Raw genomic sequence first — 26,223 nt, 5'->3', positions numbered from 1 at the left:
CCCCTCGTGACGAACTCCCAGCAACGGCCGTTGCGAATCGCCATCATCGGCTCCGGCCCCGCCGGCGTCTACGCTGCGGACCTGCTCACCAAGAGCGCTCCCGTGGCCATCGGCGAGCTCACGCTCAGCATCGACCTGTTCGACCGCTACCCGACTCCCTACGGCCTCATCCGCTACGGCGTGGCTCCGGACCACCCGCGCATCAAGGGGATTGTCAACGCGCTGCACAAGGTCCTCGACCGCGGGGACATCCGCTTCTTCGGCAACGTGGACTACGGCACAGACCTCTCGTTGACGGACCTCCAGCGGCACTATGACGCCGTGGTCTTCGCCACCGGCGCGATCAAGGACGCGGACCTGAACATCCCCGGCGTGGAGCTGGAGGGCTCCTTCGGCGCTGCCGACTTCGTGTCCTGGTACGACGGCCACCCGGACGTTCCCCGCGAGTGGCCGCTGGACGCGAAGGAGGTGGCGGTGATCGGCAACGGGAACGTGGCCCTTGACGTGGCCCGCGTCCTGTCCAAGCACGCCGACGAGCTCCTCGTGACCGAGATCCCGGAGAACGTGTACCGGATCCTCAAGGAGTCCCCGGTCACCGACGTGCACGTGTTCGGCCGCCGAGGGCCCGCACAGGTCAAGTTCACCCCGCTCGAGCTCCGTGAGCTGTCCCACTCGCATGACGTGGACATCGTCCTGTATCCCGAGGACTTCGAGTTCGACGAGGCCTCCGACCGGGAGATCCAGAAGAACAACCAGGTCAAGACCATGGTTGGCACCCTGACCAACTGGATCGCCGAGCAGCCTGAGGATGCCGCGGAGCTGACCGCGTCCCGCAGGCTGCACCTGCACTTCCTGCAGAGCCCGGTGGAGATCGTTGACTCGGCCGATACTCCCGGGCGAGTGGCCGGGATCCGGTTCGAGCGGCAGGAGCTCGACGGCACCGGTGGCGTGCGCGGCACGGGTGAGTTCGTCGACTACCCTGTCCAGGCCGTGTACCGGGCTATCGGCTACTTCGGCTCGCCGCTGCCGGACCTCGAGTTCGATCACCGCCGAGGTGTCGTTCCGAACGACGGCGGCCGCGTCCTGGATGCCGAGGGCCACTTCGTTCCCGGCGTCTACACGACCGGCTGGATCAAGCGCGGGCCCGTGGGCCTGATCGGACACACGAAGGGCGATGCGCTCGAGACGATCGGGCACCTCCTCGACGCGCGCGCGGAGCTCCCGGCCGCAGCGGAGCCGGCCGAGGACGCCGTCGTCGAGCTGCTGGCCGGGCGCGGGGTCGAATACACGACGTGGGAGGGCTGGCTCGCCCTCGACGCGCATGAGAAGGCCCTGGGCGCGGCGGCCGAGCCGGCCGTGACGCACAAGGGCGAGGTCACCCGTGAGCGCGTCAAGGTCGTCTCCCGCGAGGACATGGTCGGAATCTCGAACGGAGCCTCGGTAGGAGGCTGACCCCTGGACCCGTTTCGGGCACGGATCTCCGCATCGGGATCCGTGCCCGAAACGGTGAGGGCTAGGCCTTCGCGACCTTCTTGACCGCGAGGGCCAGGTAGAGCTGCACGCGGTCTGCCGTGACCGCCGGGTCGTACCCGGTGAGCTCCGCGATCTGCCCGAGCCGGTACCGGACGGTGTTGCGGTGCAGGTTGAGCTGTTCGGCCACCTGCGCCACGGATCCGTTCAGGTTCAGGTACGTCTCGAGGGTATGCACCAGCTCCGACCCGTGCTGGCGGTCAAACCGGGTGAGCGGGCCTATGGCCTCGCCCGCCATGTCCCCCAGCGGAACGTCCTCGCTGGCGAGCAGCAGCGAGGTGAGGCTGAGCCGCTCCGGCTCGTTGACGTCGAGCCCCCGCCCAGCAGCCTCCTTGGCCTCGAAGTAGCTCCAGCGGAGCCCATTGGGCTTGGTGTAGGAGCCGCCGATCCCGATTGTCGCGTGGATTCCCGCCTCGGTGAGGTGGTCGGCGAGGACACGCCCCAGCTTCGGGGCATGGGCGCCGTCGTCCTCGATCATCACCACGAGGTCGCTGTCCAGGGTTGCCGACACCGCGCCGTCGAGCGCTGCCGGCAGCGTAGTGCCCCGCAGGTTCTTGTGGTGGGCGGCGGATTCGGCGATCAGCACCACGTTGCGCTTCGTTGAGTTCACTCCAATGCCGGCGAGGCGACGGGAGGCCTCGTCTGCCTCGAGGGTTCCGCGCACGACGTCGGTCATCACCTGCCCGGCGAGGGCCCGCTGGGCCTGGCGCTGCTTCATGAGGTTGTTCAGCTCGATGCTGATGAGGTTCTGTGCGTACGAGATGATCCCTGTGTCCTCGAAGGGCTTCTTGGCCCAGAGGGTGCACGCGTCCCGGCGGCCCGTGGGCACCGGGTAGGGGATCCACCGGTCCATGGTCGGCAGGCCGATGTCAGGGCTGGACGCGTACAGCTGGGCGGTGAACTGGGTGAGGATCAGATCGGTGCCGAGCATCGTCCCGAGGTGCTTGAGGAGGTCCTGGAGCCCCCCGCCCGTCAGGAGCGAGCGCGCAAGCACCTGGTGCGCGGCGATGAGCCGTTCGAGGCTCGCGTAGTGGTCCGCGGAGTGGGAGTCGGCCACGAGCTTGCCGATGGCCATGAACGGCGTCCGGTAGGGGACCTCGAGAACGGGGAGGCCCCAGCGGTTGGCCTCCGCGATGAGGGCAGGGGGAATCCCGTCGTGGCCCAGCCCGATTCCGAAGCCGATGCCGAGGGCGCCGGCACGCCTGAGCACACGCACAAAGCGACGCTGCTCGATCGCGGTGCGCTGGCGAACGCCCGTGGTGAGGACGAGCTCACCGCCAGTGAGGAAAGGTGCCGGATTCTCCAGTTCGGTGACCGCCACCCAGCGGATCTCGTCGTCCTGGCCAGCCGGAGCGGATCCGGCAAGTCGGAGGCCCAGATCGGCGTGGGTGAGGAGCTCGGACAGTGTCAGGGCCATGCGGTCAACTATAGAGGCGGTTGCTGGCCGATCGCACTATGCTTCTCCTTCCGTCTCGTGCGATCGGCTATTCAAGAGGCGGATCAGCCCGCATTATCGTGGGACGGACGAAAGGAACAGGCATGGACATCCAGTACCGGCTCGAGCAGAAGCGCAAGGTCCTCAAGGACTTCCCCGGGCCCAAGTCCCTCGAGCTCGCCGCGCGCCGCGCCCAGGCGGTCGCCGCTGGCGTCGCCTCCTCGGTGCCGGTGTACGTCGCGGACGCCGATGGCGGCATCATCCACGACGTTGATGGCAACTCCTTCATCGACCTCGGCTCGGGCATTGCGGTGACCACTGTCGGCGTCTCGGACCCCGCCGTCGTGGGTGCTGTCAAGGAGCAGGTCGAGCACTTCACGCACACGTGCTTCATGGTGTCCCCGTACGAGGGCTACGTCGCCGTCGCCGAGAAGCTCAACGAGCTGACCCCCGGCGAGCATGCCAAGCGCACCGTGCTGTTCAACTCCGGCGCGGAGGCCGTCGAGAACGCCATCAAGATCGCTCGGATCGCCACCGGCCGCAGCGCCGTGGTGGCCTTCGACCATGCCTACCACGGCCGCACCAACCTCACGATGGGGCTCACCGCCAAGGCCATGCCGTACAAGCACGGCTTCGGTCCCTTCGCAGGCGAGATCTACCGTGCACCGATGAGCTACCCGTTCCGCGAGGAGAACCCCCAGATCACGGGCAAGGAGGCCGCTGAGCGCGCCATCCTCATGATGAGCAAGCAGATCGGCGCCGACGAGATCGCGGCCATCCTGATCGAGCCCATCCAGGGCGAGGGTGGCTTCATCGTCCCGGCGGACGGCTTCCTGCCGCGCATCGCCGAGTTCGCCAAGGAGAACGGGATCGTCTTCATTGCGGACGAGGTGCAGTCCGGCTTCGCCCGCACGGGCGAGTGGTTCGCGGTCCAGCACGAGGGCGTGGTCCCGGACCTCATCACCACGGCGAAGGGCATCGCGGGCGGCATGCCGCTCTCCGCGGTCACGGGCCGCGCCGAGCTGCTCGACGCCGTCCACCGCGGCGGCCTGGGCGGCACCTACGGCGGCAACCCCGTCGCGTGCGCCGCAGCCCTCGCAGCGATCGAGACCATGGCCTCCCAGGACCTGCGCGGCCGCGCCCGCGAGATCGAGGGCATCGTCAAGGAGCGCTTCGCCAAGCTCCAGGCCGAGCTCGGGGAGGACAGCATTCTCGGCGACATCCGCGGCCGGGGGGCCATGCTGGCGCTCGAGTTCGTAGAGCGCGGAAGCGCATCAACAGCCAAGCGGCCCAATGCCGACGCGACCAAGAGGATCGCCGACTACTGCCTGAAGGAGGGTGTCATCATCCTCACGTGCGGCACGTACGGCAACGTGATCCGCCTCCTGCCGCCGCTCGTCATCGACGACGAGCTGCTCGGCGACGGCCTCGATGTGCTCGAGGCGGCGATCCGCTCCGTCGCCTGAGCGACACGGCCCGTCTGGCCTGCAACGCCGGTAGAGTCTGCGGTATCAGCGCAGACCGGACGAGGGCGCGCGGAAATTCCCAGGCGCCTTCGTTGTCTGCCGCGACTCGATCTATGGAAGGCAAGGCCATGCGTTACGTCGTCGGATACCAGCCGGACCAGCGGGGTGCGGATGCGGTGGCGCTGGGGGTCGCGATAGCGCGCGCTCAGGACGCCTCGCTGGACCTCATGCTGGTGCTCTCGCAGGACGCGCCGTACGTCGCCGCGAATCCAGATGGCCCCAGGGTGCATCCGGAGGAGCAGCGGACGCTGACGGCCCAGCGCGAGGCCCTCTCCCTGGTGCCCGAGGACGTTCAGGCCACATTCCACGTCCGCCACGGCCGCTCCTTCGCCGCCACGCTCATAGAGGCGGCTGTGGAGTTCGAGGCCGCGCTGATCGTGGTCGGCGCGGCGAGCAACGGCCTGTTCAAGCGCTCCACGGTCGGTTCCGTGGCGAACGCCCTCCTGCACGCCTCGCCCATCCCGGTGGCGCTCGCGCCGCGCGGCTACCAGCGCACGGACCCAATCGAGCGGATCACCGCCTTCATCGGCGAGCGGCAGGGCTCGGAGGCGGCGGTCGACGTCGCGCTGGTCGCCGCCGGGCGGCGCGACGTCCCGCTGCGCTTCGTCTCGCTCGTGGAGCTCGACGAGCGGGCTGATGCGTTCGGCGAGAACATCAACGCCGCGCACCGCCATGCCAACACCGTTCTCGCAGCTGCCGCCAGACGGCTGCCCGAGGGCCACGAGGCGGCCGTCGAAGTGGCCCACGGCCGCACGTTCGAGGAGGCCGTGGACAGCATCGACTGGCTCGACGGGGAGCTTGCCCTGATCGGCTCGAGCCGGCTCGCGCGGAAGAACCAGCTGTTCCTCGGCTCGACAGCGAACAAGGTGCTCCGCTCGCTGCCAGTACCCATGGTGGTGGTCCCCCGCGACTACGAGCGCGTCGAGTCCCACCCGCTCGGCTAGGGAGACGGCGGCCACGGACTTCGCGGCGGGCATCACGACGGCGCCGGGTCGCCAAGCCGACGCGGTTCCCACCGAGGGGCTCTTCATCCGGCACCACAAGGCGGAGGCGGCCGAGGTGTCGGTTGCCCTCCCGTCCGGCGGCCACATCCTGCACCTAGCCGTGCCACGTGCGTGTTCAACGACCTCCACGGCGCCGCCGCGCTCTGAAACGCCGTCTCCCGCGTCTGCGTCCGCGCCGACGGGGACTTGGGCGGCGCGCTCACCCGGTCGACCGGGGTGACGCTGGACGTCGACATCAATGGTGGCGCTCCGCCGGGCGAGCTCGAGGAACTCGTCCGCGGCGTCGTGGAGAAGGCCGTGATCGTGCGGATCGTCCGCGCCTCCGCCGAGGTGCGGCTTGGTTCCGTGATGGTGCGTACGACGCCAGCCGCCTCCTGACGCTCGGGGAGCGCCCGCGGCGTCGTGCGCTCCTGTTGAGGAATGCGGCGTGGTGGTGGGCTTTACGTCCGCCGCAGCCGGGGACCACCATGGATCATGAGCGCCGAACCGCACCTCGCGCCTCCGCTTCCCGTCTCCTCGGCTCCACCGCCGCCGCACGAGCCGCTGCCTGAGGCGGTGCCGCCCGCGGTGGTCGCGACGATCCTGGCCACTGAGCACTGGAGCCTCCTCGGCACGCGCGGCATGCTGTGGAACGAGCTCATGAGCCGGATCAGCATCCACCTCACCGTCTCCTCGGCGTCTCTCGTGGGGCTGGCCCTCGTGGCGCAGGCCACGGGGTTCGGGACGGGGTTCTGGGTGATGGCGATCGGGCTCACGTCGATGCTGCTGGTGCTCGGGTCACTGACGCTGCTGCGCGTGTCGATCGGCAGCGAGGAGGACCACCTGCTCATCGCGGGGATGAACCGGCTGCGCGGCGCCTACCGGGAGCTCGCGCCCGGGATCGAGGACGCGTTCGTGACCTCTTCCTCAGACGACCGCCAGGGTGTGTTCGCCACCTACTTCCTGGGACGGAGCCGGCCGATCCCTCTGCACGCGATCTCCAGCACCGCGTTCTTCCTCACGTGCTTCAACGCGATGGTGGCGGGCGCGCTGGCGGCGCTTATCACGTACGTCTCGGGCGGCTCCGTGCTGCTCATCGCCCTCGTGGGCCTGGCCGCCTGCGCGGCTTACTTGGTGGGGAATACCATGGCGGCAGCGGTGCTGTTCGGCCGGCTCGGGGCACCCCGGCCTCCCGAGGGGCCCGTGGCTCCGGAGGACGGCGCGGGAGGCTAGGCTCCGGCCCGCGCATGCGGAGCCGCGCGCACAACAGGCCCGCAACGGCACAACAGGCCCGCACCAACGCCTGTCATGCCGGTACGGGCCTGCCAGGAGGAGTGACGGCTCGCTGCCGGGTATCCACATGGCGTGACAGCGCAGCGACGGGCACCCTTCGAGGCGCAAGACTCCAACCATGAACGCACCCCGGCTGACCACTTTCTTCGAGGCGCGATGGCCCGACGCGACTGTCGCATCGACTCGGGAACTCGCGGCGCGCGGCATCGACCACCGAGTCCTCACCGAGGCCGTGCAGCGCCGCGAGCTCGTCCGGCTGCGGCGCGGCGTGTACGTCCGCAGCTCGGTCTGGTTCGGGTTCAAGCCGTGGGAGCAGGATCGGCTGAGGATCGAGGCCCACTGGCTCTCGACCAACGGCACAGCGGTCTACAGCCACGCCTCAGCGGCCCGGATCCATCGCCTGACGACGTGGAATGCCGGGCCGCAGGTCCATGTCACGGTCCCCTACTCAGGATCGAAGTCGAGCCATGGAAGTGACGTGCGGGCGCATTCGTTCATCGTCCCGGGCTGCGATCTCGTCCACATGAGACTCTCGCCCGGCCGGATCGCGAACGTGGTGGGGATCGAACGCACAGTCGCCGACTGCGCACGCACGCTGAGCCTTGAAGGGGCTGCCATCGTTGGAGACAGCGCCCTCCGGCGTGGAGCGACTCTCGCGGGGGTCCGCGCCGCCGCCGAGCGCACAGGGGCGATGCGCGGATACCGCAGAGTGGAGGACCTCCTCCCGGTCCTGGACGGGAAGTCCGAGTCTCCCGGGGAGACGCGGACGCGCTTGGCACTCGCAGCGTCCGGCATTCCTTCTCCGGTCCTCCAGTACGAGATCCCCACGCGGCATGGACTGTTCCGGGCGGACTTCGCCTGGCCGGAGCTCTTGGTCATTCTGGAGTTCGACGGAGTTGCCAAGTACTTCGACTACCGTCCAACGTCAGAGGCTCTGCTCCTCGAACGGCAGCGCGAGGTGGCGCTGATGGACGATGGCTGGACGATGGTGCGTACGCGCTGGCCGGAGCTGATGACCCCGGGCGTCATCGTTGCGAAACTCGAAACCGCATTCGCCCGGGCACGGAAGCTTTCTGCATAGTGCGCTCGGTCAAGTCCCGCTAATCTGCGGAGCACAACAGGCCCCAAACGGCATAACAGGCCCGCACCAGCGCCTGCTATGCTGCCGAGCGCCTGCTGTGCAGCCGGAGGCCTGCCATGCCGCCGAACGCCGGCTCCGGCGGTCTCAGCGCCGGCTGTGGGGCTCCGCGGCCTCGGCCGTCCCCGCCTCGAGGCCCGCGGCGCGAAGCCGAGAACGGCGGCGACGCGCAACGAGCAGCATGTCCGCCGTCAGGACGGCCAGGGCAAGCCACACCATGCCGAAGCCCGCCCACCGCTCGGGCGCCATCTGCTCTCCGAGGACCGTGACGGCGAAGACGAACTGCAGCAGCGGTGCCATGTACTGCAGGAGCCCGATCGTGGTCATCGGCAGGCGCCGTGCAGCGGCCCCGAAGAACAGCAGGGGTACGGCCGTGATGATGCCGCTTGCGGCAAGGAGCCAGAAATGCCCAGCGCCGTGCCCGGTCAGGGTCAAGGTGCTGGCCACACCGAGCCACACCATGACGCCGAGCGCGACGGGCGTGAGCACGATGGTCTCCACGGTGAGGCTCGTGACGGCGTCGACCTTCGCCCCCATCCGGTTCTTGACGAGCCCGTAGAAGCCGAAGCTGAACGCGAGGGCCAGGGCGATCCACGGCACCTGCCCGTACGCGACGGTGAGCACGACGACGGCGATCGCCCCGGTCCCGACCGCTGCCCACTGGAGCGGACGGAGCCGCTCCTTGAGCACGAGCACCCCGAGGAGCACGGATACGAGCGGGTTGATGAAGTATCCGAGCGCGGCCTCGATCGTGTGCCCGGACAGCACGGCGAAGGTGTACGTCAGCCAGTTGACTGCGATGAGCGCGCCCGCGAGGGCGAGTGCACTGAAGGCACGCCGGTCGCGGAGCACGTCGCGAAGGGCGTGCCATGCTCGGGTTGCGGCGATGAGCACCACGCACACCACGAGGGAGAAGACCACGCGGTCCGCGACGATCTCGACTGGCCCAGCAGGCGCGAGCGTGAGGAAGTAGAGGGGGAGGAGGCCCCAGAGGCCGTAGGCGCCGATCCCGTAGAGGAGGCCGGCTGTGGCCGGGGGAGCGGCACGGGTCACGGCGGAGGCATCGGCTTTCACGGTCACGAACCTAGCAACCTGCGCGGCCGTCGCATGTATTCCGCTGGCACGGGACGTCCCCACCCTCGGAAGGTGCACAGCCACAGCGCCGCCGCAGCAGCGAGGGCGTCAACGGCCAGGAGGGAGGCGAGCACTACGAGCTGCACGATTGCCGCGTCAACGGGGCCTGCGCCGCCCAGGACCATCCCCACGAACGCCCCGGGCAGCGTCACCATCCCCACCGTCCGGGTCTGGTCCAAAGGCGGCACCAGGGACTCGCGAGCGGTGTGCCGGGCCACGAGCAGCCGTGCGCCGGGCCATTCGAACCCGAGGGCCACCGCGGCCTCAACCTCCCCGCGCCGGCCAGCGATCTCGGCGGCGACTCGGCGGCCGGCGAGGCTCGCCGTCGTCATGGCCCCGCCCACTTGCTGGCCCACGAGGGAAATCAGCGCGAGGCCGGAGAACGGGAGCACACCGGTGGCCAGGAGCACCGCTGAGGCCGGAAGGACTCCGACGGCAATCGGCAACGCCGCCCACCACCACCGTTGTGGATCCACCCGCCGCCCTGTCGTGGCAGTGGCGATCGCGAACATAAGGGCCACGAACGCCAGCGCGAGCCAGGGGTCCCGGCCGAGCTGGGACACGAGAAGGGCGACGACGCCGAGCTGTCCCACGGCTCGGAGGCTTGCCGTGAGCGGGGGGAGCCACCCGCCGTCGAGGGCCCAGCGGTGGACTGCGGCGGCGAGCACGGCAAAGATGACAACGGCAACGGCGACGCCGGGTCCGAGTCCCAGAAGCGTCGAGGTCTGCACGAGAACTACAATAGGAGGCTGTGCGCGCCCCCAACCGCGCGCCGACCACCGGAAGGAATCCGAAGTGTCCGAAGCCACCGCCGCCTCGTCTGCGCAACGCGCTCCCCAGAAGCGTGCGCTGCGCATTGCGATCATCGGTGCCGGTCCAGCGGGGATCTACGCCGCGGACATCCTGACCAAGTCCAACGAGGTCAAGGGCGGGGACGTCGAGGTGAGCATCGACCTCTTCGATCAGTACCCGGCACCCTACGGGCTCATCCGCTATGGCGTGGCGCCGGACCACCCCCGGATCAAGGGCATCGTGAACGCCCTGCACCGCGTCCTGGACCGCGGCGACATCCGCTTCATCGGGAACGTGGTCTATGGCCGGGATCTCACCCTGGCGGATATCCGCGGCTTCTACGACGCCGTGATCTTCGCCACGGGTGCCCTCAAGGACGCGCCCCTGGACATCCCCGGAGTGGGCCTCGACGGCTCGTTCGGCGGCGCCGACTTCGTCTCGTGGTACGACGGGCACCCGGATGTGCCCCGGGACTGGCCGCTGGAGGCGAAGGAGGTAGCGGTGATCGGCAACGGCAATGTGGCCCTCGACGTGGCGCGGATGTTGTCGAAGCACGCCGATGACCTCCTGGTCACTGAAATCCCGGACAACGTGTACAGGACGCTCAAGGCGAGCCCTGTCACGGACGTGCATGTGTTCGGCCGCCGCGGCCCGGCGCAGGTGAAGTTCACCCCGCTGGAACTGCGTGAGCTCTCGCACGCCCGGGACGTGGACATCGTCCTGTACCCGGAGGACTTCGAGTTCGACGACGCCTCCGACGAGGCAATCAAGACCAACAACCAGGTCAAGACCATGGTCAACACGCTCGCGAACTGGATAGCGGAGGACCAGGACACCGGGGCGTCGCGCCGGCTCCACCTGCACTTCCTCCAGAGCCCGGTGGAGATCTACGACTCGCCGGAGACGCCGGGCAAGGTGGCCGGCATCCGGTTCGAGCGCATGGAGCTCGACGGCACGGGCAACGTCCTTGGGACGGGCCAGTTCGAGGACTATCCCGTCCAGGCGGTCTATCGGGCCATCGGCTACCGCGGCTCGGAGCTCGCGGAGATCCAGTACGATGCGCGCCGCGGTGTCATCCCCAACGAGGGTGGCAGGGTGCTCGACGAGGACGGCACCCCGATGCCCGGCCTCTACACGACAGGTTGGATCAAGCGTGGCCCTGTGGGTCTCATCGGCCACACGAAGGGTGATGCGCTCGAGACGATCGGCTGCCTCCTCGAGGACCGTGACTCGCTGACCCCGGCCGAGAACCCGAGCGAGAGTGCCGTCATCGACCTCCTGGCCCAACGTGGTGTCGAGTACACCACCTGGGAGGGCTGGCAGGAGCTCGACGCCCATGAGCGGGCGCTGGGCGAGGCATGGAGCGGGGACGGCGCGGACGCGACCGGCGGTCCGGACGTCGACGACGGCGAGCGGGGCGAGGGCGAGCTACGCGACGACGAGCGGGTCAAACGCGAACGCGTCAAGGTCGTGCCGCGCGAGGACATGGTCCGGATCTCGCGCAAGGCCCAGTCCCCAGACGCCGGCTGACGCAGCCGAGCGTTCGGGGCGGGGTCGGGGCCAAGCCGCCCCTGGACGTTGGGTGATGCCGCCGAGGCATGCCGCGAGCTGGAGCTGTCTCACATCGCGAGATCTTCTGAAGGTCTCACAGGTTGGACCCGTACAGTGGAAAAGTTTGTTGATCCCCAGAATGCCAAGGAGTGCCGGATGAAGATCCTCCGCACGAAACCGATCGAAGCGACGATCGCCGAAACCCATGAACCCGGCCGGCGCCTCAAGCGTTCCTTGAGCACCTGGGACCTGATGATCATGGGGGTCGCGGTTGCGGTCGGCGCGGGGATCTTCTCGGTCGGCGCCAAGGCTGCCGCGAGCTTCGCCGGACCGGCGGTGACGGTCTCCTTCGCGATCGCCGCCGTGGCCTGCGCCCTCGCGATCATGTGCTACGCCGAATTCGCCACTGCCATCCCCGTGGCAGGCTCCGCCTACGTGTTCACCTACGCCACCATGGGCGAGCTGCTCGCCTGGATCATCGGGTGGAACCTCATCCTCGAGCTGTTCACCGCCGGCGCGGTCGTCGCGAAGTACTGGGGCCTGTACCTGAGCAAGGTATTCTCCCTCGTGGGCGTGGACATCCCGCCGAGCATCCAGCTGGGCCCGGTCGAGCTCGTGTGGGGCCCCTTCCTCATCGTCTCGATCTTCACGGTGCTCCTCGTGCTCGGGACCAAGCTCTCGGCCCGCGTGGGCAACGTCTTCACGGTGATCAAGATCGCCGTGGTCCTCTTCGTGATCGTGGTCGGCTTGTTCTACATCAAGGCGGAGAACTTCGCTCCGTTCGTCCCGAACGCCGTCCCCGCGCCCGCCGCTGACTCGTCCGCCGTCCTCAAGCAGTCACTCTTCGCGTTCGCGACCGGGGCGGCACCTGCGCAGTACGGCCTGTACGGCGTGTTCGCCGGCGCGGCCCTCGTGTTCTTCGCATTCATCGGCTTCGATGTCGTGGCCACGAGCGCCGAGGAGGTCAAGAACCCTCAGAAGACTCTCCCGCGCGGCATCTTCGCCGGACTCGCCGTGGTGACGCTCCTCTACATCCTTGTCTCCCTCGCGCTGACGGGCATGGTCCCGTACACGACCCTGGCCGCCGCGGAGCAGCCCACACTCACCACCGCGTTCGAGGCGGTGGGCAACACGGACGCCGCCAAGGTCATTGCCTTCGGGTCCCTCGTGGGGCTCACCACCGTGATCATGGTGCTCCTCATGGGCTTCGCGCGCGTGGTCCTCGCCATGAGCCGCGACGGCCTGCTCCCGCGCGCTCTCTCGGTCACGAGCGAGAAGCGGTCCACTCCGGCGCGTCTCCAGATCCTCTGCGGCATCCTCGTCGCGCTGGTCGCCGGCCTCACCAAGGTGGACGTCCTCGAGGAGATGATCAACATCGGCACGCTTTCGGCGTTCGTCGTCGTGAGCCTCGGGATCATCGCCCTGCGCAGGAAGCGGCCGGACCTCAAGCCGGCGTTCCGGGTGCCATTCGGCAAGGTGACCCCGATCGTCTCGGCTGTCCTCTGCCTCTACCTCATGACCAACCTCGCCGTGGGGACCTGGATCTACTTCGCCGGCTGGCTCGTGGTGGGCCTCATCATCTACTTCGCCTACGGGCAGCGCCACTCGCGCCTCAACGAGCGCTTTGCCACTCACCGCCGAAGCCCTCGCCGGGACGAAGAGCTGACTGTGAGTGACCTTGGCCGAACCTGAGTGTTTGCCCAATTGCTCTAGGATATTGCAAGTCTTGTCAAAAAGATGATGGACCGAGTCTAAGATAGGGCTATGGCGAGACCACCGAGGCCCGAAAGAAAGCATGAGCTGCTTGAGCAGATCCTCGACTTTCTCCTTGACTCGACGCTGGCGGAGCTGACCTTCCGCAGCCTCGCGGATGGCCTCGGCATCAGCAGCTACGTTCTCGTCTACCACTTCGGCAATCGCGAGCAGCTAGTCACCGAGATCATCCGGGGTATCATGCGCCGCTACGAGCCGCTCGAGTCCGGCAGTCCGGCGTCCGCAGCGCCGGAGGACTTCCTCGTGTGGGCCCGCAGGGCCTTCGAGCTGTGCCTCGACAACAGGGGGCGACACCTCCAGCGCCTCGAGTTCGAGGCCTCCGTCCAGGACGTGGTCGCGGAGCGTCCACGGGGAGCGGGCGTCGAGAGCTTCGAGCACTGGCGTGGCTTCCTGGCGAGGTGGCTGCGCGGACGGGGTGTCCCACCGAAGCGATCCGCCTCCCTCGCACGACTGTACGTGGCGGCGATCATGGGCCTGCTCTACGACTTCGTCATCACCGGCGACAGGCCGGCCGTAATGGGCTCGTTCGACCTTCTCGCGGCGGCCTTCGCGGGCCAGCTCGAGGGCGCCCACCTCGCAGGATAGCGCTGGTCCCCGTGCACCTGGAGGCAACCGAGGGCGAAGGCCCGGTGCGTGTGCACCGGGCCTTCGCCCTCTGGGTCGAATGACCACTCCGCAGGAGCTACTGCGCCATATGCCCTTACTTGCCGAGCTCTGCGCGCAGCTTCGCGCCGAGGTCGGCGTCGACGTTCGTCCAGTACTGGATAGCGCGCTCCTTGATATCCTCCCGCTTCACGGCACCGACGGCACCCGCGAGGGTTGCCAGGATGCGGGCCCGGTCGGCGTCGTCGAACACCTCGCGGTAGAGGATGCCCGGCTGGACGAAGTCGCCGTCCTCCGCGTGGAGGGAGTGAGCGGCGAGGGTGAGCTCGCCGTCGTTCTCCCAGCCGCCACTCACCCCTGCCGCGGGCTCGACCGCGGCGGGGCCGCCGAATGAGTTCGGCGCGTACACCGGGGTGGAGGCCGAGTTGAAGGAGATGCGGCCCGAACCGTCCTGGCTGTAGTTGCGGACCTTGTTCTTCGGTGCGTTCACCGGCAGCTGCGCGTGGTTGGTGCCCACGCGGTAGCGGTGCGCGTCCGCGTAGGAGAAGATGCGCGCCTGGAGCATCTTGTCCGGCGAGCCGGCAATGCCCGGGATGAAGTTCGACGGCGCGAACGCGGCTTGCTCGATCTGGGCGAAGTAGTTCTCCGGGTTGCGGTTGAGCTCCATCGTGCCGACCTTGATGAGGGGGTAGTCCTTCTTGGACCACGTCTTCGTCAGGTCGAAGGGGTTGTAGCGGTAGGTCTTGGCCTCCTCGTACGGCATCACCTGGACGAAGAGGTCCCAGCTTGGGAAGTTGCCCTCGGCGATGTTCTCGTAGAGGTCCTGGATGTAGTAGTCCGCGTTCTCCCCCGCGAGCTGCTCGGCTTCCTCATCGGTGAGGCTCTCTACGCCCTGGTTGGTGTGGAAGTGGTACTTGACCCAGAAGCGCTCGCCCTCTGCGTTGATCCACTGGTAGGTGTGGGAGCCGTAGCCCTGCATGTTGCGCCACGTCTTCGGGAGGCCGCGGGGGCCCATGAGCCACGTGACCTGGTGGGCGGACTCGGGGGAGAGGGTCCAGAAGTCCCACTGCATGTCGGCGTCACGGAGGTGGCTGCCCGGGAGGCGCTTCTGGGAGTGGATGAAGTCGGGGAACTTAATGCCGTCGCGGATGAAGAACACCGGGGTGTTGTTGCCCACGAGGTCGTAATTGCCCTCGGTGGTGTAGAACTTCATGGCGAAGCCGCGCGGGTCACGCCACGTGTCGGGCGAGCCGTTCTCACCGGCAACCGACGAGAAGCGGATGAGCATCTCGGTCTCGACGTCCGGCTGGAAGAGCGCGGCCTTGGTGTACTTCGAGACGTCCTCGGTGGTCTTGAAGACGCCGAACGCGCCGCCGCCCTTGGCGTGCACCACACGCTCGGGGACGCGCTCGCGGTTGAACTGCGCGAGCTTCTCGACCAGGTAGTGGTCCGTGAGGATGATCGCGCCGTCGGCGCCCACTGACTGGGCGTGCGCATCCGAGGCGACCGGGGCGCCGGACTGGGTGGTCGAGTAGTTGACCGTCATGTCTCTCCTTCTGTTCCGCGCGTACTGCGCCGTACTGGTTTCGTGGGAGGGAAGGTGTGGGGCGGCCTCAGGCGGCCGGCGTGGGCGCGCCCTGCGCGGCGCACTCCGCGCAGACGCCCACGTACGTGACGTCGGCGATCATGATCGTCATGCCGTGCGTCGCGCTCGGCGTCAGGCAGGGGGCGTGGCCTACGGCGCAGTCGACGTCCTCGACGCGCCCGCAGACCGAGCAAACCGCATGGTGATGGTTGTCCCCGACCCGCGTCTCGTAGAGGGCGGGGGAGTGCGGCGGTTCGAACCGGCGCAGCATCCCGAGGTCGGTGAGGTCCCCGAGGACCACGTACACGGACTGCGGGGTGATGTCCGGGAGCTCCTCCCGCGCGGCGGACAGGATGGCGTCCGCGGAGGAATGCGGGTGAGCCTCGACAGCGGCCAGTACAGCGAGGCGCTGCTTGGTCACCCGGCGGCCGTGGGCGCGCAGGGCCGAGGCCCAGCCGCTGTGCTCGATGCTCGCTTCCATGGCCCCATTACAGCACTTATTTTTAGGGAGTCACAATAAGGCGAGCCTAAGCTTGGACCTCGTAAGCTGGGCTCGATCGGAAGGGGAAGCTCATGAGGGGGTTCGAGGAGCGCGCCCTGATTGCCGATGGCCACAGGGTGCGGGTCTGGTCGGGAGGCGACGGGCCGCGGGACTATGTCCTCGTCCACGGCATCGGCGTATCGCCGGCCTACTTCCGCCCCCTCGCGGAGGAGCTGGCGCTTCGCGACCGGGTGCACGCTGTCGAGCTGCCCGGCTTCGGACGCAGCCCCAAGCCGACGCGTGCGCTCTCCATCGAGGACTTCGCGTCCTGCGTCTGGGCCGCCCTCGACCAACTCGGCGTGGTGTCCCCGATCCTCGTTGGGCACTCGATGGGGGCACAGGTGGTCGTCGAGATGGCCCTCCAGAGACCCGGCATCCCGCTGCTTGCCCTCCTCGGCCCCACGGTGGACGAGACCGCCCACAGCGCCGTGCGCCAGGGGCTCCGGCTGGCCTGGGACACCGCGACCGAGCCTCCCGTGGTGGCAGCGACCATCCTGCGCGACTACGCCCGGTGCGGCCAGCGCTGGTACCTCACCACGGTGCCCGCCATGATGGCCCACCGCATCGAAGAGAGACTCCCGCTCGTCACCGCGCCAGTGCTCCTCATGAGGGGTGCCCGGGACCGCATCAGTCCGCAGCGGTGGATCGAGCGGCTCGTCCGGGCCGCTCCTGCTGCCCGCTCCTGTTCCGTCCCCTCCCAAGCGCACGTGCTTATGTACAGGGGGGCGGCCGCCGTGGCGGCCTGCCTGCGGGCCGAGGCAGAACGGGTGGCCCTACGGTGAGCGCGGGGGACGGCTCGTCGGCCCGGAAGCCGCCGCTGCACAGGGTGCGAAGGGCCGGCTGGATCGCTTGGGGCGTTGCGCTCGACGCCGCCTACGCCGCCGCGCGGCAGGTGGCGGCCCTCAGGGCGCGGCGTGGCAGGCGCATTGCCGAGGGGCCGGCGGGCACGCCCACGGTGCGCACGACGTCGGAGCCTCCCCGCGGGGGCCAGGCGCCCGCCGTCGTGCTCATCCCGGGGATCTACGAGCCGGCAGCGTTCCTGGACCCCCTGCGACGGTGGCTCGAGGGGCGCGGGCACCAGGTCGCCGTGGTGGAGGAGCTTGGCTGGAACCTGCGGCCCCTGCACGAGTCGGTGGAGCTTGTCGCGGCGCGGCTTCGGGAGCTGGGGGTATCAGACGCCCTGGTCGTCGCCCACTCGAAGGGCGGCCTCATTGGCAAGGAGCTCATGGTCTCCTTCCCGGACCTCGCTGCCGGGATGGTCACCGCCTCGACCCCGTTCGCCGGCCACCCCTACTCGCGCTTCGCCCTGACTCCCGCCTTGAGGGCCTTCAACCCCGCGCTCCCGGCACTCGCTGCGCTCGCGGCAGAGCGGTCGGTCAATGCCCGGATCGTGTCCGTGTCGGCGGAGTTCGATCCGATCGTGACGCGGGGCACCGAGCTCGAGGGCGCGCGGAACGTCTCGGTGCCGGTCGTGGGGCACTTCCGCCTGCTCGGCCACCCCGCCTTCCTGGACCTCCTCGCCGCGGTTCTCGATGGGTGGAAACGTTGACCGATGCTGGATCGTTGAGACTGCAGGAGGTTCACAGTGCACAACCACTACAACGGGCTCAAGACGGCGGTCCTCTTCGGCGTGCTCTGGGCGGTCCTGCTGGGTCTTGGCGGCCTGGTGGGCCTCTGGTCGCACAGCGGGACACCGATCTGGATTTTCGCCGCGCTCGGTCTCGCCATGACGTTCTACAGTTACTGGAACAGCGACAAGATCGCCCTGCGCTCCATGCAGGCGTACCCGGTGAGCGAGGCCGAGGCCCCCGGGCTGTACCAGATTGTGCGGGAGCTCTCCCAGCGCGCGGGTCAGCCGATGCCACGCATCTACATCTCGCCGACAGAGTCCCCGAATGCGTTCGCCACGGGACGCAATCCCCAGAACGCGGCGGTGTGCTGCACCGAGGGAATCCTCGGCCTGCTCGATGCGCGGGAGCTGCGCGGCGTCCTCGGCCACGAGCTCATGCACGTCTACAACCGTGACATCCTGACCTCATCGATCGCCGCGGCGGTGGCAGGCGTCATCACCTCGGTGGCCCAGTTCACGATGTTCTTCGGCGGCGGCGACGACCGTGACCGCAACGCCAACCCGTTCGCGCTGCTGGCGCTGAGCCTGCTGGCGCCGTTCGCGGCATCACTCATCCAGCTCGCGATCTCCCGCACACGCGAGTATGACGCCGACGAGGACGGATCCCAGCTCACGGGAGATCCGCTTGCGCTCGCCTCCGCCCTGGACAAGATCGACGGGGGTGTGCGCCGGGCACCGCTTCCGGCGGACAACCAGAAGCTCGTCAACACCTCACACCTCATGATCGCCAATCCGTTCAGGGGCGGTGCGGGCCTGACTCGGCTGTTCGCCACCCATCCGCCGATGCCCGACCGAATCGCGCGTCTCGAAGCAATGGCGGGCCGTGAGCTGGGCCGCTGACGCATGAGGATCGGGATCATCGGGGCCGGCGCGATCGGCGGGACCATTGCGGCGCTCATGGAACGGGCCGGCCACGCCGTCGAGGCCACGGCCCGTGGCGACCGGCTCGCCGCGATCCAGAACGGTGGGCTCCGACTCACCGGGGCGTGGGGCAGCCACCTCGCGCAAGTGCCCGTCGGCGAGCGCCTCATGGGCCCACCCGACCTCGCCCTCCTGTGTGTCAAGGCCCAGGACGAGGAGGAGGCGCTCCACGTGAATGCCAGCTCCCTCCAAGGGGTGCCGCTCGTGGTCGTCCAGAACGGCCTCGATGGTGCCGAGCGGGCCTCCCGCCTCCACCCCGGTGCACCGACCATCGGCGCGATCGCCTTCTTCAGCGCCGACTGTCCCACACCCGGGGCGGTGCGCGTCCTGGTGCCTGGGCCGCTGTACTTCGGGGAGGGGCAGGGCGCACCCCGCCAGGAGGCGGTCGACGCCGCGAGCCTCCTCAATCAGGGCATCCCCGCCCAGGCGGTCAGGAACTTCGCAGGGCACCAGTGGACCAAGCTCGTGGTCAACCAGATCAATGCGATGCCGGCGATTACTGGCCTGAGCGTCCAGACGACGCTGGCCGATCCGGCACTGCGACGCATCGTGCTCGAGAGTATCCGCGAGGCGATTGCCGTCGGCCGGGCGCAAGGTGTGGAGTTCGGGGCGCTCGATGGCATGCCGCCGTCCCTCCTCGGCGTCCTCGGCTCTGCTCCCCGCCCGGTCGGCTCGGTGCTGCTTCGGATCATGGGGCGTCGGCTCGGACGCGAGGCGGTGCTCGGATCGACCCTCCAGAGCGTCCAGCGCGGGCTGCCCACCGAGATCGACTACCTCAACGGCGCCCTCGTGGCACGTGCCCGCGAGGTCGGGCTCGAAGCGCCGGTCAACGAAGGCTTGGTCAAGCTCGTCCATGAGGTTGAGCACAGTCACCGCTACTACGCTCCGGGCCAGGTGGCGGCACGCATGGGCTGACCCACCTCTGGGCGCCCACCTCTGTGGCGCCCACCTCCGGTGGCGCCCACCTCCGGTGGCGCCCACCTCTGGTGGCCGAGAGGTCAGGTGAGGCGCACGACGGCGCCGTCAGACCGTCGTCGTGCGTCGCCACCGCGCCGCTTGGGTCAGGCGAATAGTCCCTCGCCGACGAAGCCCCCGGCCCTGATGCCGGGCGGCACGGCGAAGAGGCCTGAGCCGGTGTGCTTGAGGTACTCGACCGCGAGCTGGTCCGATTTGGCCATGGCCCTCTGCATTGGGACGTAGTGGGTGCGGGGGTCCTTGACGAACGCGAGGAAGAACAGCCCCGCGTCGAGGTGCCCGAGCCCGTCGCTCCCATCCGTGTAGTTGTAGCCCCGGCGGAGCATCCGCACTCCCTTGTTCTGGTCCGCGTGCGCGAGCCGCACGTGCGAGCCTGCGGCGATCGCGGGACGCCCGTTGGTCCCCTTTGCTCCGAAGTCGGGAGCAGCGAACTCGCCGCCGCCCGAGAGCGGACCGCCCTCGCCCTTGGTCCGGCCGATGACGGCCTCCTGCTCGCCCAGGCTCGTGCGGTCCCAGATCTCGACGTGCATGCGGATGCGGCGGGCCACGAGATATGTGCCGCCCTCCATCCAGGCCTCGCCGGGCGCGGTGCCGCGGCCCGTCCACACATGATCGGCGAGGAGGCCGGTGTCCTCGGCCATGAGGTTCGCGGTGCCGTCCTTGAAGCCGAAGAGGTTGCGCGGCGTCTCCTGCGCGCGCGACGTCGAGGACGTGCGGCCGAAGCCGAGCTGGGACCAGCGGACCCGAACCGTGCCGAATCCGATGCGTGCGAGGTTGCGGATCGCGTGCACAGCCACTTGGGGATCGTCCGCGCAGGCCTGGACCATGATGTCGCCGCCGGTGCGGGCCGGTTCGAGGGCGTCGCCGGGAAAGCGCGGCAGGTCGATGAGGGCCGCTGGGCGGCGCCCGTCGAGGCCGAAGCGTGGCGCGCCGTCCTTGCTGAACAGGCTGGGGCCGAAGCCGAAGGTCAGGGTGAGCCGGGCGGCGGACAGGCCGAGTGCCTCACCTGTGTCCTCAGGCGCCGCCGCGGGATGTCCGCCCAGGGCACCGGTGCTCCCGGCCTCCCTCCCCGAGGTCAGGGCCTCGGCGGCCGCGGTCCAGTCCGCCAGGAGCCGTATGAGGGCCGCGCGGTCATCGGTCACCACGTCGAACGCCGCGAAATGCAGCCGGTCCTGCGCGGGGGTGACGATTCCGGCCTGGTGCTCCCCGTGGAACGGGACGGTGTCCTCCGCCAACGGTGCCGGCGCGGCCTGGGCCGCACCGTGCCCGACCCAGCCGAGCGCGACGCCTGCCGCGCCCGCGGCACCCCCCGCGGTGAGGAGTCCGCGGCGGGTGAGGGGCGGCGTCGTGCGCGGCTCGGTGAGTGTCCCGCTCATGCGGAGGTTGCGGCCGTGAGCTTCGAGAGCGGCTCTCCGAGCGCGTCCACGAGGGCGGCAAGCGTCTTGACCTGCTCCGGGGTGAGGTCGGTGTACGCGACGTAGCCGTCGCCACTCGCGTGCAGCGCGAGGCCGGCTTCGACGGCGGCGAACTTGGCGTCAAGGTCCGTCACGAGGGCCGCGTCCGTGCGCGCCACGCCTGGCTTGAGCGCCTCGTAGGCCGCCTTCGCGCCATCCACGTTGGCCTTGAAGTCCCACAGGTCCGTGTGCGAGAAGGCCTCCTCCTCGCCCGTGACCTTGCCGCGTGCCACCTCGTCGAGGAGTTCCTTGGCGCCGGCACCGAGCTCTTCGAACTCGAACTTCACGGTCTCGATGTTCTTGTGGAGCCCCTCGGTGTCCTCGACGAGCGCGTCGGCAATCTTCTCGCGCTCGTCCTTGGTCATGGCCGTGTAGCCGGCTGGCGGGAAGAGGTCCTTTTCGGCACGGTGCCAGCCGGTCCACTCCTCGCCCTTCTCGAGGTCCGCCTCCCGGGTGTCGAGCTTGGCGTCGAACTCCTTGAACTTCTCGGCCGCGGGCTCGATCCGCTCCCAGTGCATGCGCGTGCTCGCGTAGAGCGTGCGCGCCTTCTCGACGTCGCCCTCTTCGAACTCGGCTGCAAAGGCCTTGGTGCCCTCCAGCAGTTTGTCCGACTCGCTCTTGATGAAGGCCGTGAAGGTGCCCTCGCCCTTCTCGAGCAGCGCGGCGGTCTCGGCGTCGATCGACTTCGTCGGGGCGGCGGCCGGCGCTGCGGGTGAGGGCGCGCCGCACGCCGAGAGGGCGAGCGGAGCGGTGAGGGCGGCCGCGAGGGCGGCCGCCTGCAGGACGCGTCGCGTGGGACGGAGCTGACGACGGCGCGCGGTGGGCTGGGCGTTGGAGGGCATGGTGGTCCTAAGGGTCGGGGCGCAGAGTGCCGAGGAAAGGTTTGGTGAGGCTTGCCTAAGTCAGAACGTACTGGGCAAGCCGTGGATTACGCAAACGTTGCGTAACGAATTCCCTCCGAGGCTCGGAGCGCGCCGCACTAGGCTGTTGCGGTGCGCAACTATCTGGCCGATACGACGCCGTTGACCGAGAGCCCCGAGTTCCGGCGGATATGGGTCGGCCAGCTGCTGAACATCCTCGGATCCCAGCTGACGGTCACCGCGGTCAGCCTGCAGATCTACGACCTCACGCGCTCGAGCTTCCAGGTGGGCCTGCTTGGGCTCGTGGCGCTCGTCCCGTTCGTGGTCGCCGGCCTGTACGGCGGCGCGATCGTCGATGCGCACGATCGGCGCACCGTCGCCATCGCCTCCTCGTGGCTCCTCTGGGGCACGAGCGCCCTCATTGCCCTCCAGGCCTGGCTGCGCCTTGACAACGTGGCGCTCATCTACGTCCTGGTCGGGATTCAGGCGCTCGGTACGGGCATCAACATGCCGGCGCGCAGCGCCATCATCCCCAGGCTCATCCGCTCCGAGAAGCTCGCAGCGGCGAACGCGCTGAATATGATCACGTTCGGCCTCGGAGGCGCCGCCGGGCCGCTGCTGGCCGGCGCGCTCGTCGCGACGGTCGGCTATGGCTGGACCTACACCTTGGACGTGGTGAGCTTCACGGTGGCGATGTGGGCGCTGTTCCGCCTCCCGTCACTGCCGCCGGAGGGGGAGGTGCGCAAGGCTGGGATCCGCTCGGTTGCGGAAGGCTTCGGGTTCCTCGGGACCAGGCCGAACATCCGCATGACGTTCCTCATCGACATGTGCGCCATGGTGTTCGCGATGCCCCGGGCCGTCCTGCCTGCGGTGGCGGTGCTCGCGCTCGGCGGCGGGGCCGCGACGGCGGGCGCCCTGCTGGCGGGAATCGCGGCGGGAACCTTCCTCGGAGGCCTGTTCTCCGGACCCGTGGCGCGTCTGAGGTGGCAGGGGCGGGGCGTGCAGTGGTCTGTGGTGGCGTGGGGTGCGAGTATCCTCGCGTTCGGTCTCGTGGTGCTTGCCGCTGGCCGGACCTCGCCCGAGGGCGGCACGTGGTGGATCCTTCCCGCCATCCTCTGCATGGTGTCCGCCGGTGCGGCGGACTCGGTGAGTGCGGCCTTGCGATCCACGATCCTCCAGGCCGCCACCCCGGATTCCATGCGCGGCCGACTCCAGGGCGTCTTCACGGTGGTGGTGGGCGGCGGCCCTCGCCTCGGAGACGTGTTCTCCGGCGGCATGGCGTCCTGGCTGGGGGAGGGCACGGCGATCGTTGTCGGTGCGCTGGCATGCATCGCCCTCGTCTGGGTGCTGCACGCGGCCCAGCCGGGATTCGCCCGTTACGACGCCGAGCACCCCAAGCCGTAGCGGTGCGCACGACGCCGGTCGCGCACCTCGCGCATGGGCCGGCCGCGGGGCGTCCTGCGCACTACTGCCAGGCGAGGGTGAACCAGGCGATGGCCGCGACGAAGCCGCCGAAGGCGAGCGCGGCATAGCGGCGTGGGGTGCCGGTCGGATTGGCCTTGGTGAAGCCGAAGAAGGAATTGGCGTTGAGCGCGTGGAGCAACAGGGCGCCGGCGAGCAGCCCAATGAGGGCCGAGCGGGGCGCCGTCGCGAGCGCCACGAGGGCGAAGAGCGCGTACTCGACGACGAAGGCGAGGCGGGGTCGCGACCAGAGTCCCCAGCCCACGAACCGGTCCTTGCCGCCGCGCAGACGTCCGAGCACCGGCAGATCCTTGAGGTGGACCGGGACGTCGAGGAGCCAGTGCGAGACAGCGCCCAGCCAGAACGCGACCCCGACCCACGGGTTCCCGTAAGCGAGCCCGAAGCCAAGCGCCGGAAGGAGTGTGAGTGCACCTGAGAGCAGCAGGGAGTGCGAGAAGGGGTACGACGTGAACCGAATAGTACTCTGGAGCGGGTTCTTCGGATCGACGCGGACCTCCTCGACCCCGGCGGCCACAAGGGCCGACCAGACGATGTCAGGCCAGGCCACCGCGACGGCGACGGGGAGGACGGGGGTCTCGGGGGCTAGTGCGAGCAAGGCCGCAGCTGCAGCGTAGTGTCCGATGTACACGCGCGGAGGCTAGCATCCGCACGTGTACGCCAGCCCCGGCTAGTCCGCGAAGTGGCCGAGAAGGCCAACCTGTCATCTGTGTGCTCCTCGCCGAGGCCGGCCAGAGGAGCCACCAGCGCACCAATCACACCCGCGCACGATCCGCGCTCCCGACCAGACAGCCAACAACCCCGGAATTACGCGCAAGTTGAGAACGAATAACCGGCCGATCCATGGGGTGTCCGGCGGCTCAGCCTCCGCTCGCCATCTGAGTGACAGTTTCTGTCACTCAAGTGGTTGGCCTTGACACATTGACCCAGAGCCCTTCAGCAGGACCGGATCGTGAACCGTCTCGCTTAGGGCCGATTGCGAAAGATTTTTGCATCCTATTTCCTCTTAGGTTAGGCTCACCTTGCCCGAAGCCCTTCGGGCCCCTGCCCTCTGCACAGCCCGAGGTTGCCCATGCCTGTGCCCGCCGCCCCCGCCGCGCGCCTCCCCGGGTTGCGTCAGCACGGCGCGGCCCGTGAGGAGGTATTCGGGTGATCGTCTGCCACTGCGGAGTCGTCAGCGACGACGACGTACGCCGTGTCTGTGCCGACGGCGCGCGCACGCTCGGGCAGGTGTGCCGCGCCACCGGAGCCGGGCAAGACTGCGGCTCCTGCGTCTTTACCGTGAAACGGCTGCTGTGCCAGCATAAGGAGTCGGTCGACTCGCTCATGGAGGTGGAAGGTGCAGCCTGTTAGTCCCCGGATCGAAGAGATGCTCAACGATGCGCTCACCCTCGAGCTCACTGTCACCAACACCTACTTCCTGCATGCCAGGATGCTCGACAACTGGGGGCTCCCCAAGCTGGGCAAGGTGTTCTACGACCTGTCCATCGACGAGATGAAGGATGCCGACGCGCTCATCAGCCGCATCCTGCTTTTCGATGGACACCCCAACCTCCAGCGGCTCAATGCGATCCAGAGCGGGCAGAGCGCCGAGGAGATGCTCGCGCTGGGCCGTGACTCCGAGAGGGCCGCGGTCGCCCAGTTCAACGCGGCCGCCGAAGAGTGCCATCAGCTCGGCGACCACGGCACCGCCGCGGTGTTCGAGGCGATGGTGCTCGACGAGGAGAAGCACGCCGACTGGTTCGAGAGCCAACTCGATGCCATCGAGCGGGTCGGCCTCCCGCAGTACCTGGCACAGCAAATGACCGCCGGCGACGGTCCAGGCTGACCCTGTGTGCCCTGACTCGGCCTTACGGGCGAGGTCGCGGGGCTTGAGCTACTCGGCCCAGCGCGGCGCGGTCGTCACCGTCCTTTGGCTTAGGACCGGGCACTGGGTGGGCGGCGCGTACGGGCGAAGTCGAGGGAATCGGCAGCAGGTCCTCGTCTTCTAGGACGGCCTCATGCCGCGCATCCCACCAGCCGGGCGCGGTCGCCGGGGACGGGGGTGGGTAAGAGATCGGTAAGTGCCTGGGCCCGCACCCGCTAGAGTTCAGGCGCCTGCGCAGCCACAGCATCGGCTCGAGGACGCTTTCAACGCCATGGCCAACCTCCAGAGCCGCAATGGTCCTGTCCGTCGGTGGCCGAGCCCACCTTCTTCAGTACTAACAGGGGAAGGGTAGGTGCCACGAGGGTGCAGGTTCCGGTGGTCAGGTACGGAGAACCAGGGTCCGAGGCTGCCTGCCTCTTTGACGCACACGTTCCTGCGCGAGGGGCACCAGAGTCCGGAGAGGCATCGTGTGGCGCCTCATGGACGGAGCGGACCGCGCAGGCGCGCGCGGCCCGGACCGTGGCCCATTTGCTGGCCCCGTCAGCCGGGTTCCAACTTGAGGTAGCGGTAGACGGTGGCCCGCCCGGCGCCGATGACTCTTCCTATGTCTGCCGGCTTGAGCCCTTGTGCTTTAAGCTCGTGGGCCCGTCTGACCTTGAGATCATTGGCGGTGACTTCGCGGCGCCCCGCCCGGCGACCGTTGGCCGCGGCGACGGCCATGCCGGCCCTTGTCCGTTCGGAGAGCTGGTCGCGTTCGAGCTGCGCGAAGGCGGAGATGATGGTGATCATGGCCTGCGCCATGGCGCTGCCGAGGTCGGTGTCGGGGTCGGTGGTGATCCCGTCGCGTAGCGAGCGGAATTTGATGCCTTTGGCTTTGAAAGTGTCAAGCAGCTCGAGCAGGTTGCGGGTGTTGCGCCCGAGTCGGTCCAGCTTCCACACGACGACCTCGTCGCCCCGGCTGAGGCGGTCGAGCATCCTGTCGAGTTCCGGTCGGCTGGCCCGGGTCCCGCTGACGCCGTGATCGCGATAGATGCGCTCACATCCCGCTGCCTCGAGGTCTCGGATCTGTAGGGCGGCGTCCTGTTCCGCCGAGCTCACCCGCGCGTATCCAAGCCGTGTCATCCTTGCCGTCCGTCCCGTCAAAGGTCCAAGT

At 68.8% G+C, this 26,223-nt stretch carries 25 protein-coding genes; 16 read left to right on the top strand and 9 right to left on the bottom strand.

What is annotated here, in order from left to right; translation table 11 throughout:
* The first annotated feature begins 6 nt into the window (after positions 1 to 6).
* Positions 7 to 1,452 (top strand): FAD-dependent oxidoreductase, encoded by a 1,446-nt coding sequence (locus tag LF262_RS13590; RefSeq protein ID WP_235780938.1) that lies wholly within the window; start codon positions 7 to 9, stop codon positions 1,450 to 1,452.
* Between the two features lie 61 nt (positions 1,453 to 1,513).
* Here LF262_RS13590 and LF262_RS13585 read toward each other — a convergent pair whose 3' ends face one another.
* On the bottom strand, positions 1,514 to 2,947 hold the full coding sequence (locus tag LF262_RS13585) for a PucR family transcriptional regulator (protein ID WP_235780937.1): 1,434 nt from the start codon (positions 2,945 to 2,947) through the stop codon (positions 1,514 to 1,516).
* 122 nt (positions 2,948 to 3,069) lie between these two features.
* Between LF262_RS13585 and gabT the strand changes: the two genes are divergently transcribed.
* The 5 genes from gabT (at position 3,070) to LF262_RS13560 (ending at position 7,848) form a co-directional block, all read left to right on the top strand.
* Positions 3,070 to 4,431 carry a 4-aminobutyrate--2-oxoglutarate transaminase gene (gene gabT, locus LF262_RS13580; RefSeq protein WP_235780936.1) on the top strand — a complete coding sequence of 454 codons (1,362 nt, stop codon included), beginning with the start codon at positions 3,070 to 3,072 and terminating at the stop codon, positions 4,429 to 4,431.
* Between the two features lie 113 nt (positions 4,432 to 4,544).
* Complete coding sequence (locus LF262_RS13575; RefSeq protein ID WP_308190539.1) at positions 4,545 to 5,435, top strand: universal stress protein; 891 nt, start codon at positions 4,545 to 4,547, stop codon at positions 5,433 to 5,435.
* 276 nt (positions 5,436 to 5,711) lie between these two features.
* Positions 5,712 to 5,873, top strand: coding sequence for a hypothetical protein (locus LF262_RS13570; protein ID WP_235780935.1), 162 nt, complete (start codon positions 5,712 to 5,714; stop codon positions 5,871 to 5,873).
* A gap of 96 nt (positions 5,874 to 5,969) precedes the next feature.
* Positions 5,970 to 6,707, top strand: coding sequence for a hypothetical protein (locus LF262_RS13565; RefSeq protein WP_235780934.1), 738 nt, complete (start codon positions 5,970 to 5,972; stop codon positions 6,705 to 6,707).
* A gap of 178 nt (positions 6,708 to 6,885) precedes the next feature.
* Complete coding sequence (locus LF262_RS13560) at positions 6,886 to 7,848, top strand: type IV toxin-antitoxin system AbiEi family antitoxin domain-containing protein (protein ID WP_235780933.1); 963 nt, start codon at positions 6,886 to 6,888, stop codon at positions 7,846 to 7,848.
* Between the two features lie 144 nt (positions 7,849 to 7,992).
* On the opposite strand, the gene rarD is transcribed toward LF262_RS13560, so the two are convergent.
* On the bottom strand, positions 7,993 to 8,979 hold the full coding sequence (gene rarD / locus LF262_RS13555; RefSeq protein WP_235780932.1) for an EamA family transporter RarD: 987 nt from the start codon (positions 8,977 to 8,979) through the stop codon (positions 7,993 to 7,995).
* A gap of 2 nt (positions 8,980 to 8,981) precedes the next feature.
* A complete protein-coding gene (locus tag LF262_RS13550; RefSeq protein WP_235780931.1) occupies positions 8,982 to 9,770 on the bottom strand; it encodes an ABC transporter permease in 789 nt (262 codons plus the stop codon).
* On the opposite strand from LF262_RS13550, the gene LF262_RS13545 reads away from it, so the two are divergent.
* From LF262_RS13545 to LF262_RS13535, 3 genes are all read left to right on the top strand, one after another.
* A complete protein-coding gene (locus tag LF262_RS13545) occupies positions 9,715 to 11,361 on the top strand; it encodes an FAD-dependent oxidoreductase (protein ID WP_372462781.1) in 1,647 nt (548 codons plus the stop codon). The genes LF262_RS13550 and LF262_RS13545 overlap by 56 nt on opposite strands.
* A 177-nt stretch (positions 11,362 to 11,538) precedes the next feature.
* Complete coding sequence (locus tag LF262_RS13540) at positions 11,539 to 13,074, top strand: APC family permease (protein WP_235780929.1); 1,536 nt, start codon at positions 11,539 to 11,541, stop codon at positions 13,072 to 13,074.
* A gap of 72 nt (positions 13,075 to 13,146) precedes the next feature.
* The gene (locus LF262_RS13535; protein WP_235780928.1) at positions 13,147 to 13,740 is read left to right on the top strand and encodes a TetR/AcrR family transcriptional regulator; all 594 of its coding nucleotides are present in this window, start codon (positions 13,147 to 13,149) and stop codon (positions 13,738 to 13,740) included.
* Between the two features lie 115 nt (positions 13,741 to 13,855).
* Here the strand turns inward: LF262_RS13535 and LF262_RS13530 are convergent, their stop codons facing one another.
* On the bottom strand, positions 13,856 to 15,304 hold the full coding sequence (locus LF262_RS13530) for a catalase (RefSeq protein WP_235780927.1): 1,449 nt from the start codon (positions 15,302 to 15,304) through the stop codon (positions 13,856 to 13,858).
* Between the two features lie 67 nt (positions 15,305 to 15,371).
* Positions 15,372 to 15,824 (bottom strand): Fur family transcriptional regulator, encoded by a 453-nt coding sequence (locus LF262_RS13525; protein WP_235780926.1) that lies wholly within the window; start codon positions 15,822 to 15,824, stop codon positions 15,372 to 15,374.
* A 92-nt stretch (positions 15,825 to 15,916) separates the two neighbouring features.
* Between LF262_RS13525 and LF262_RS13520 the strand changes: the two genes are divergently transcribed.
* Genes LF262_RS13520 through LF262_RS13505 form a run of 4 tightly spaced genes read left to right on the top strand, consistent with a single transcriptional unit; the run spans position 15,917 to position 19,350 of the window.
* A complete protein-coding gene (locus LF262_RS13520) occupies positions 15,917 to 16,666 on the top strand; it encodes an alpha/beta fold hydrolase (RefSeq protein ID WP_235780925.1) in 750 nt (249 codons plus the stop codon).
* Complete coding sequence (locus tag LF262_RS13515; protein WP_235780924.1) at positions 16,663 to 17,433, top strand: esterase/lipase family protein; 771 nt, start codon at positions 16,663 to 16,665, stop codon at positions 17,431 to 17,433. Before LF262_RS13520 ends, LF262_RS13515 begins: the two co-directional genes overlap by 4 nt.
* 36 nt (positions 17,434 to 17,469) lie before the next feature.
* A complete protein-coding gene (htpX, locus tag LF262_RS13510) occupies positions 17,470 to 18,354 on the top strand; it encodes a zinc metalloprotease HtpX (RefSeq protein WP_235780923.1) in 885 nt (294 codons plus the stop codon).
* 3 nt (positions 18,355 to 18,357) lie between these two features.
* On the top strand, positions 18,358 to 19,350 hold the full coding sequence (locus LF262_RS13505) for a ketopantoate reductase family protein (RefSeq protein WP_235780922.1): 993 nt from the start codon (positions 18,358 to 18,360) through the stop codon (positions 19,348 to 19,350).
* 146 nt (positions 19,351 to 19,496) lie between these two features.
* Here LF262_RS13505 and efeB read toward each other — a convergent pair whose 3' ends face one another.
* Both efeB and efeO read right to left on the bottom strand, forming a co-directional pair.
* Positions 19,497 to 20,786, bottom strand: a complete 1,290-nt coding sequence (efeB, locus tag LF262_RS13500) for an iron uptake transporter deferrochelatase/peroxidase subunit (protein WP_235780921.1) — start codon at positions 20,784 to 20,786, stop codon at positions 19,497 to 19,499.
* On the bottom strand, positions 20,783 to 21,706 hold the full coding sequence (efeO, locus tag LF262_RS13495; RefSeq protein ID WP_235780920.1) for an iron uptake system protein EfeO: 924 nt from the start codon (positions 21,704 to 21,706) through the stop codon (positions 20,783 to 20,785). The genes efeB and efeO overlap by 4 nt, the downstream gene beginning before the upstream one ends.
* Before the next feature lie 150 nt (positions 21,707 to 21,856).
* Here efeO and LF262_RS13490 point away from each other — a divergent pair, with 150 nt between their 5' ends.
* Positions 21,857 to 23,128 (top strand): MFS transporter, encoded by a 1,272-nt coding sequence (locus tag LF262_RS13490; RefSeq protein WP_235780919.1) that lies wholly within the window; start codon positions 21,857 to 21,859, stop codon positions 23,126 to 23,128.
* A 61-nt stretch (positions 23,129 to 23,189) separates the two neighbouring features.
* Here LF262_RS13490 and LF262_RS13485 read toward each other — a convergent pair whose 3' ends face one another.
* Entirely contained in the window at positions 23,190 to 23,834 is a 645-nt protein-coding gene (locus LF262_RS13485) for a hypothetical protein (RefSeq protein ID WP_235780918.1), read from the bottom strand.
* Between the two features lie 518 nt (positions 23,835 to 24,352).
* On the opposite strand from LF262_RS13485, the gene LF262_RS13480 reads away from it, so the two are divergent.
* Entirely contained in the window at positions 24,353 to 24,556 is a 204-nt protein-coding gene (locus LF262_RS13480) for a (2Fe-2S)-binding protein (RefSeq protein ID WP_235780917.1), read from the top strand.
* Positions 24,543 to 25,031, top strand: coding sequence for a bacterioferritin (gene bfr, locus LF262_RS13475; protein WP_235780916.1), 489 nt, complete (start codon positions 24,543 to 24,545; stop codon positions 25,029 to 25,031). Before LF262_RS13480 ends, bfr begins: the two co-directional genes overlap by 14 nt.
* A gap of 579 nt (positions 25,032 to 25,610) precedes the next feature.
* Here the strand turns inward: bfr and LF262_RS13470 are convergent.
* The coding region (locus LF262_RS13470; RefSeq protein ID WP_235780915.1) for a recombinase family protein at positions 25,611 to 26,223 on the bottom strand (613 nt) is incomplete at its 5' end.

Origin of the sequence: Sinomonas notoginsengisoli, from assembly GCF_021554725.1 — a bacterium.
GTDB classification, from domain to species: Bacteria; Actinomycetota; Actinomycetes; order Actinomycetales; family Micrococcaceae; genus Sinomonas; species Sinomonas notoginsengisoli.
The sequence above is the reverse complement of the archived record's forward strand: the minus strand, read 5'-3'. Positions and strand labels throughout refer to the sequence as shown.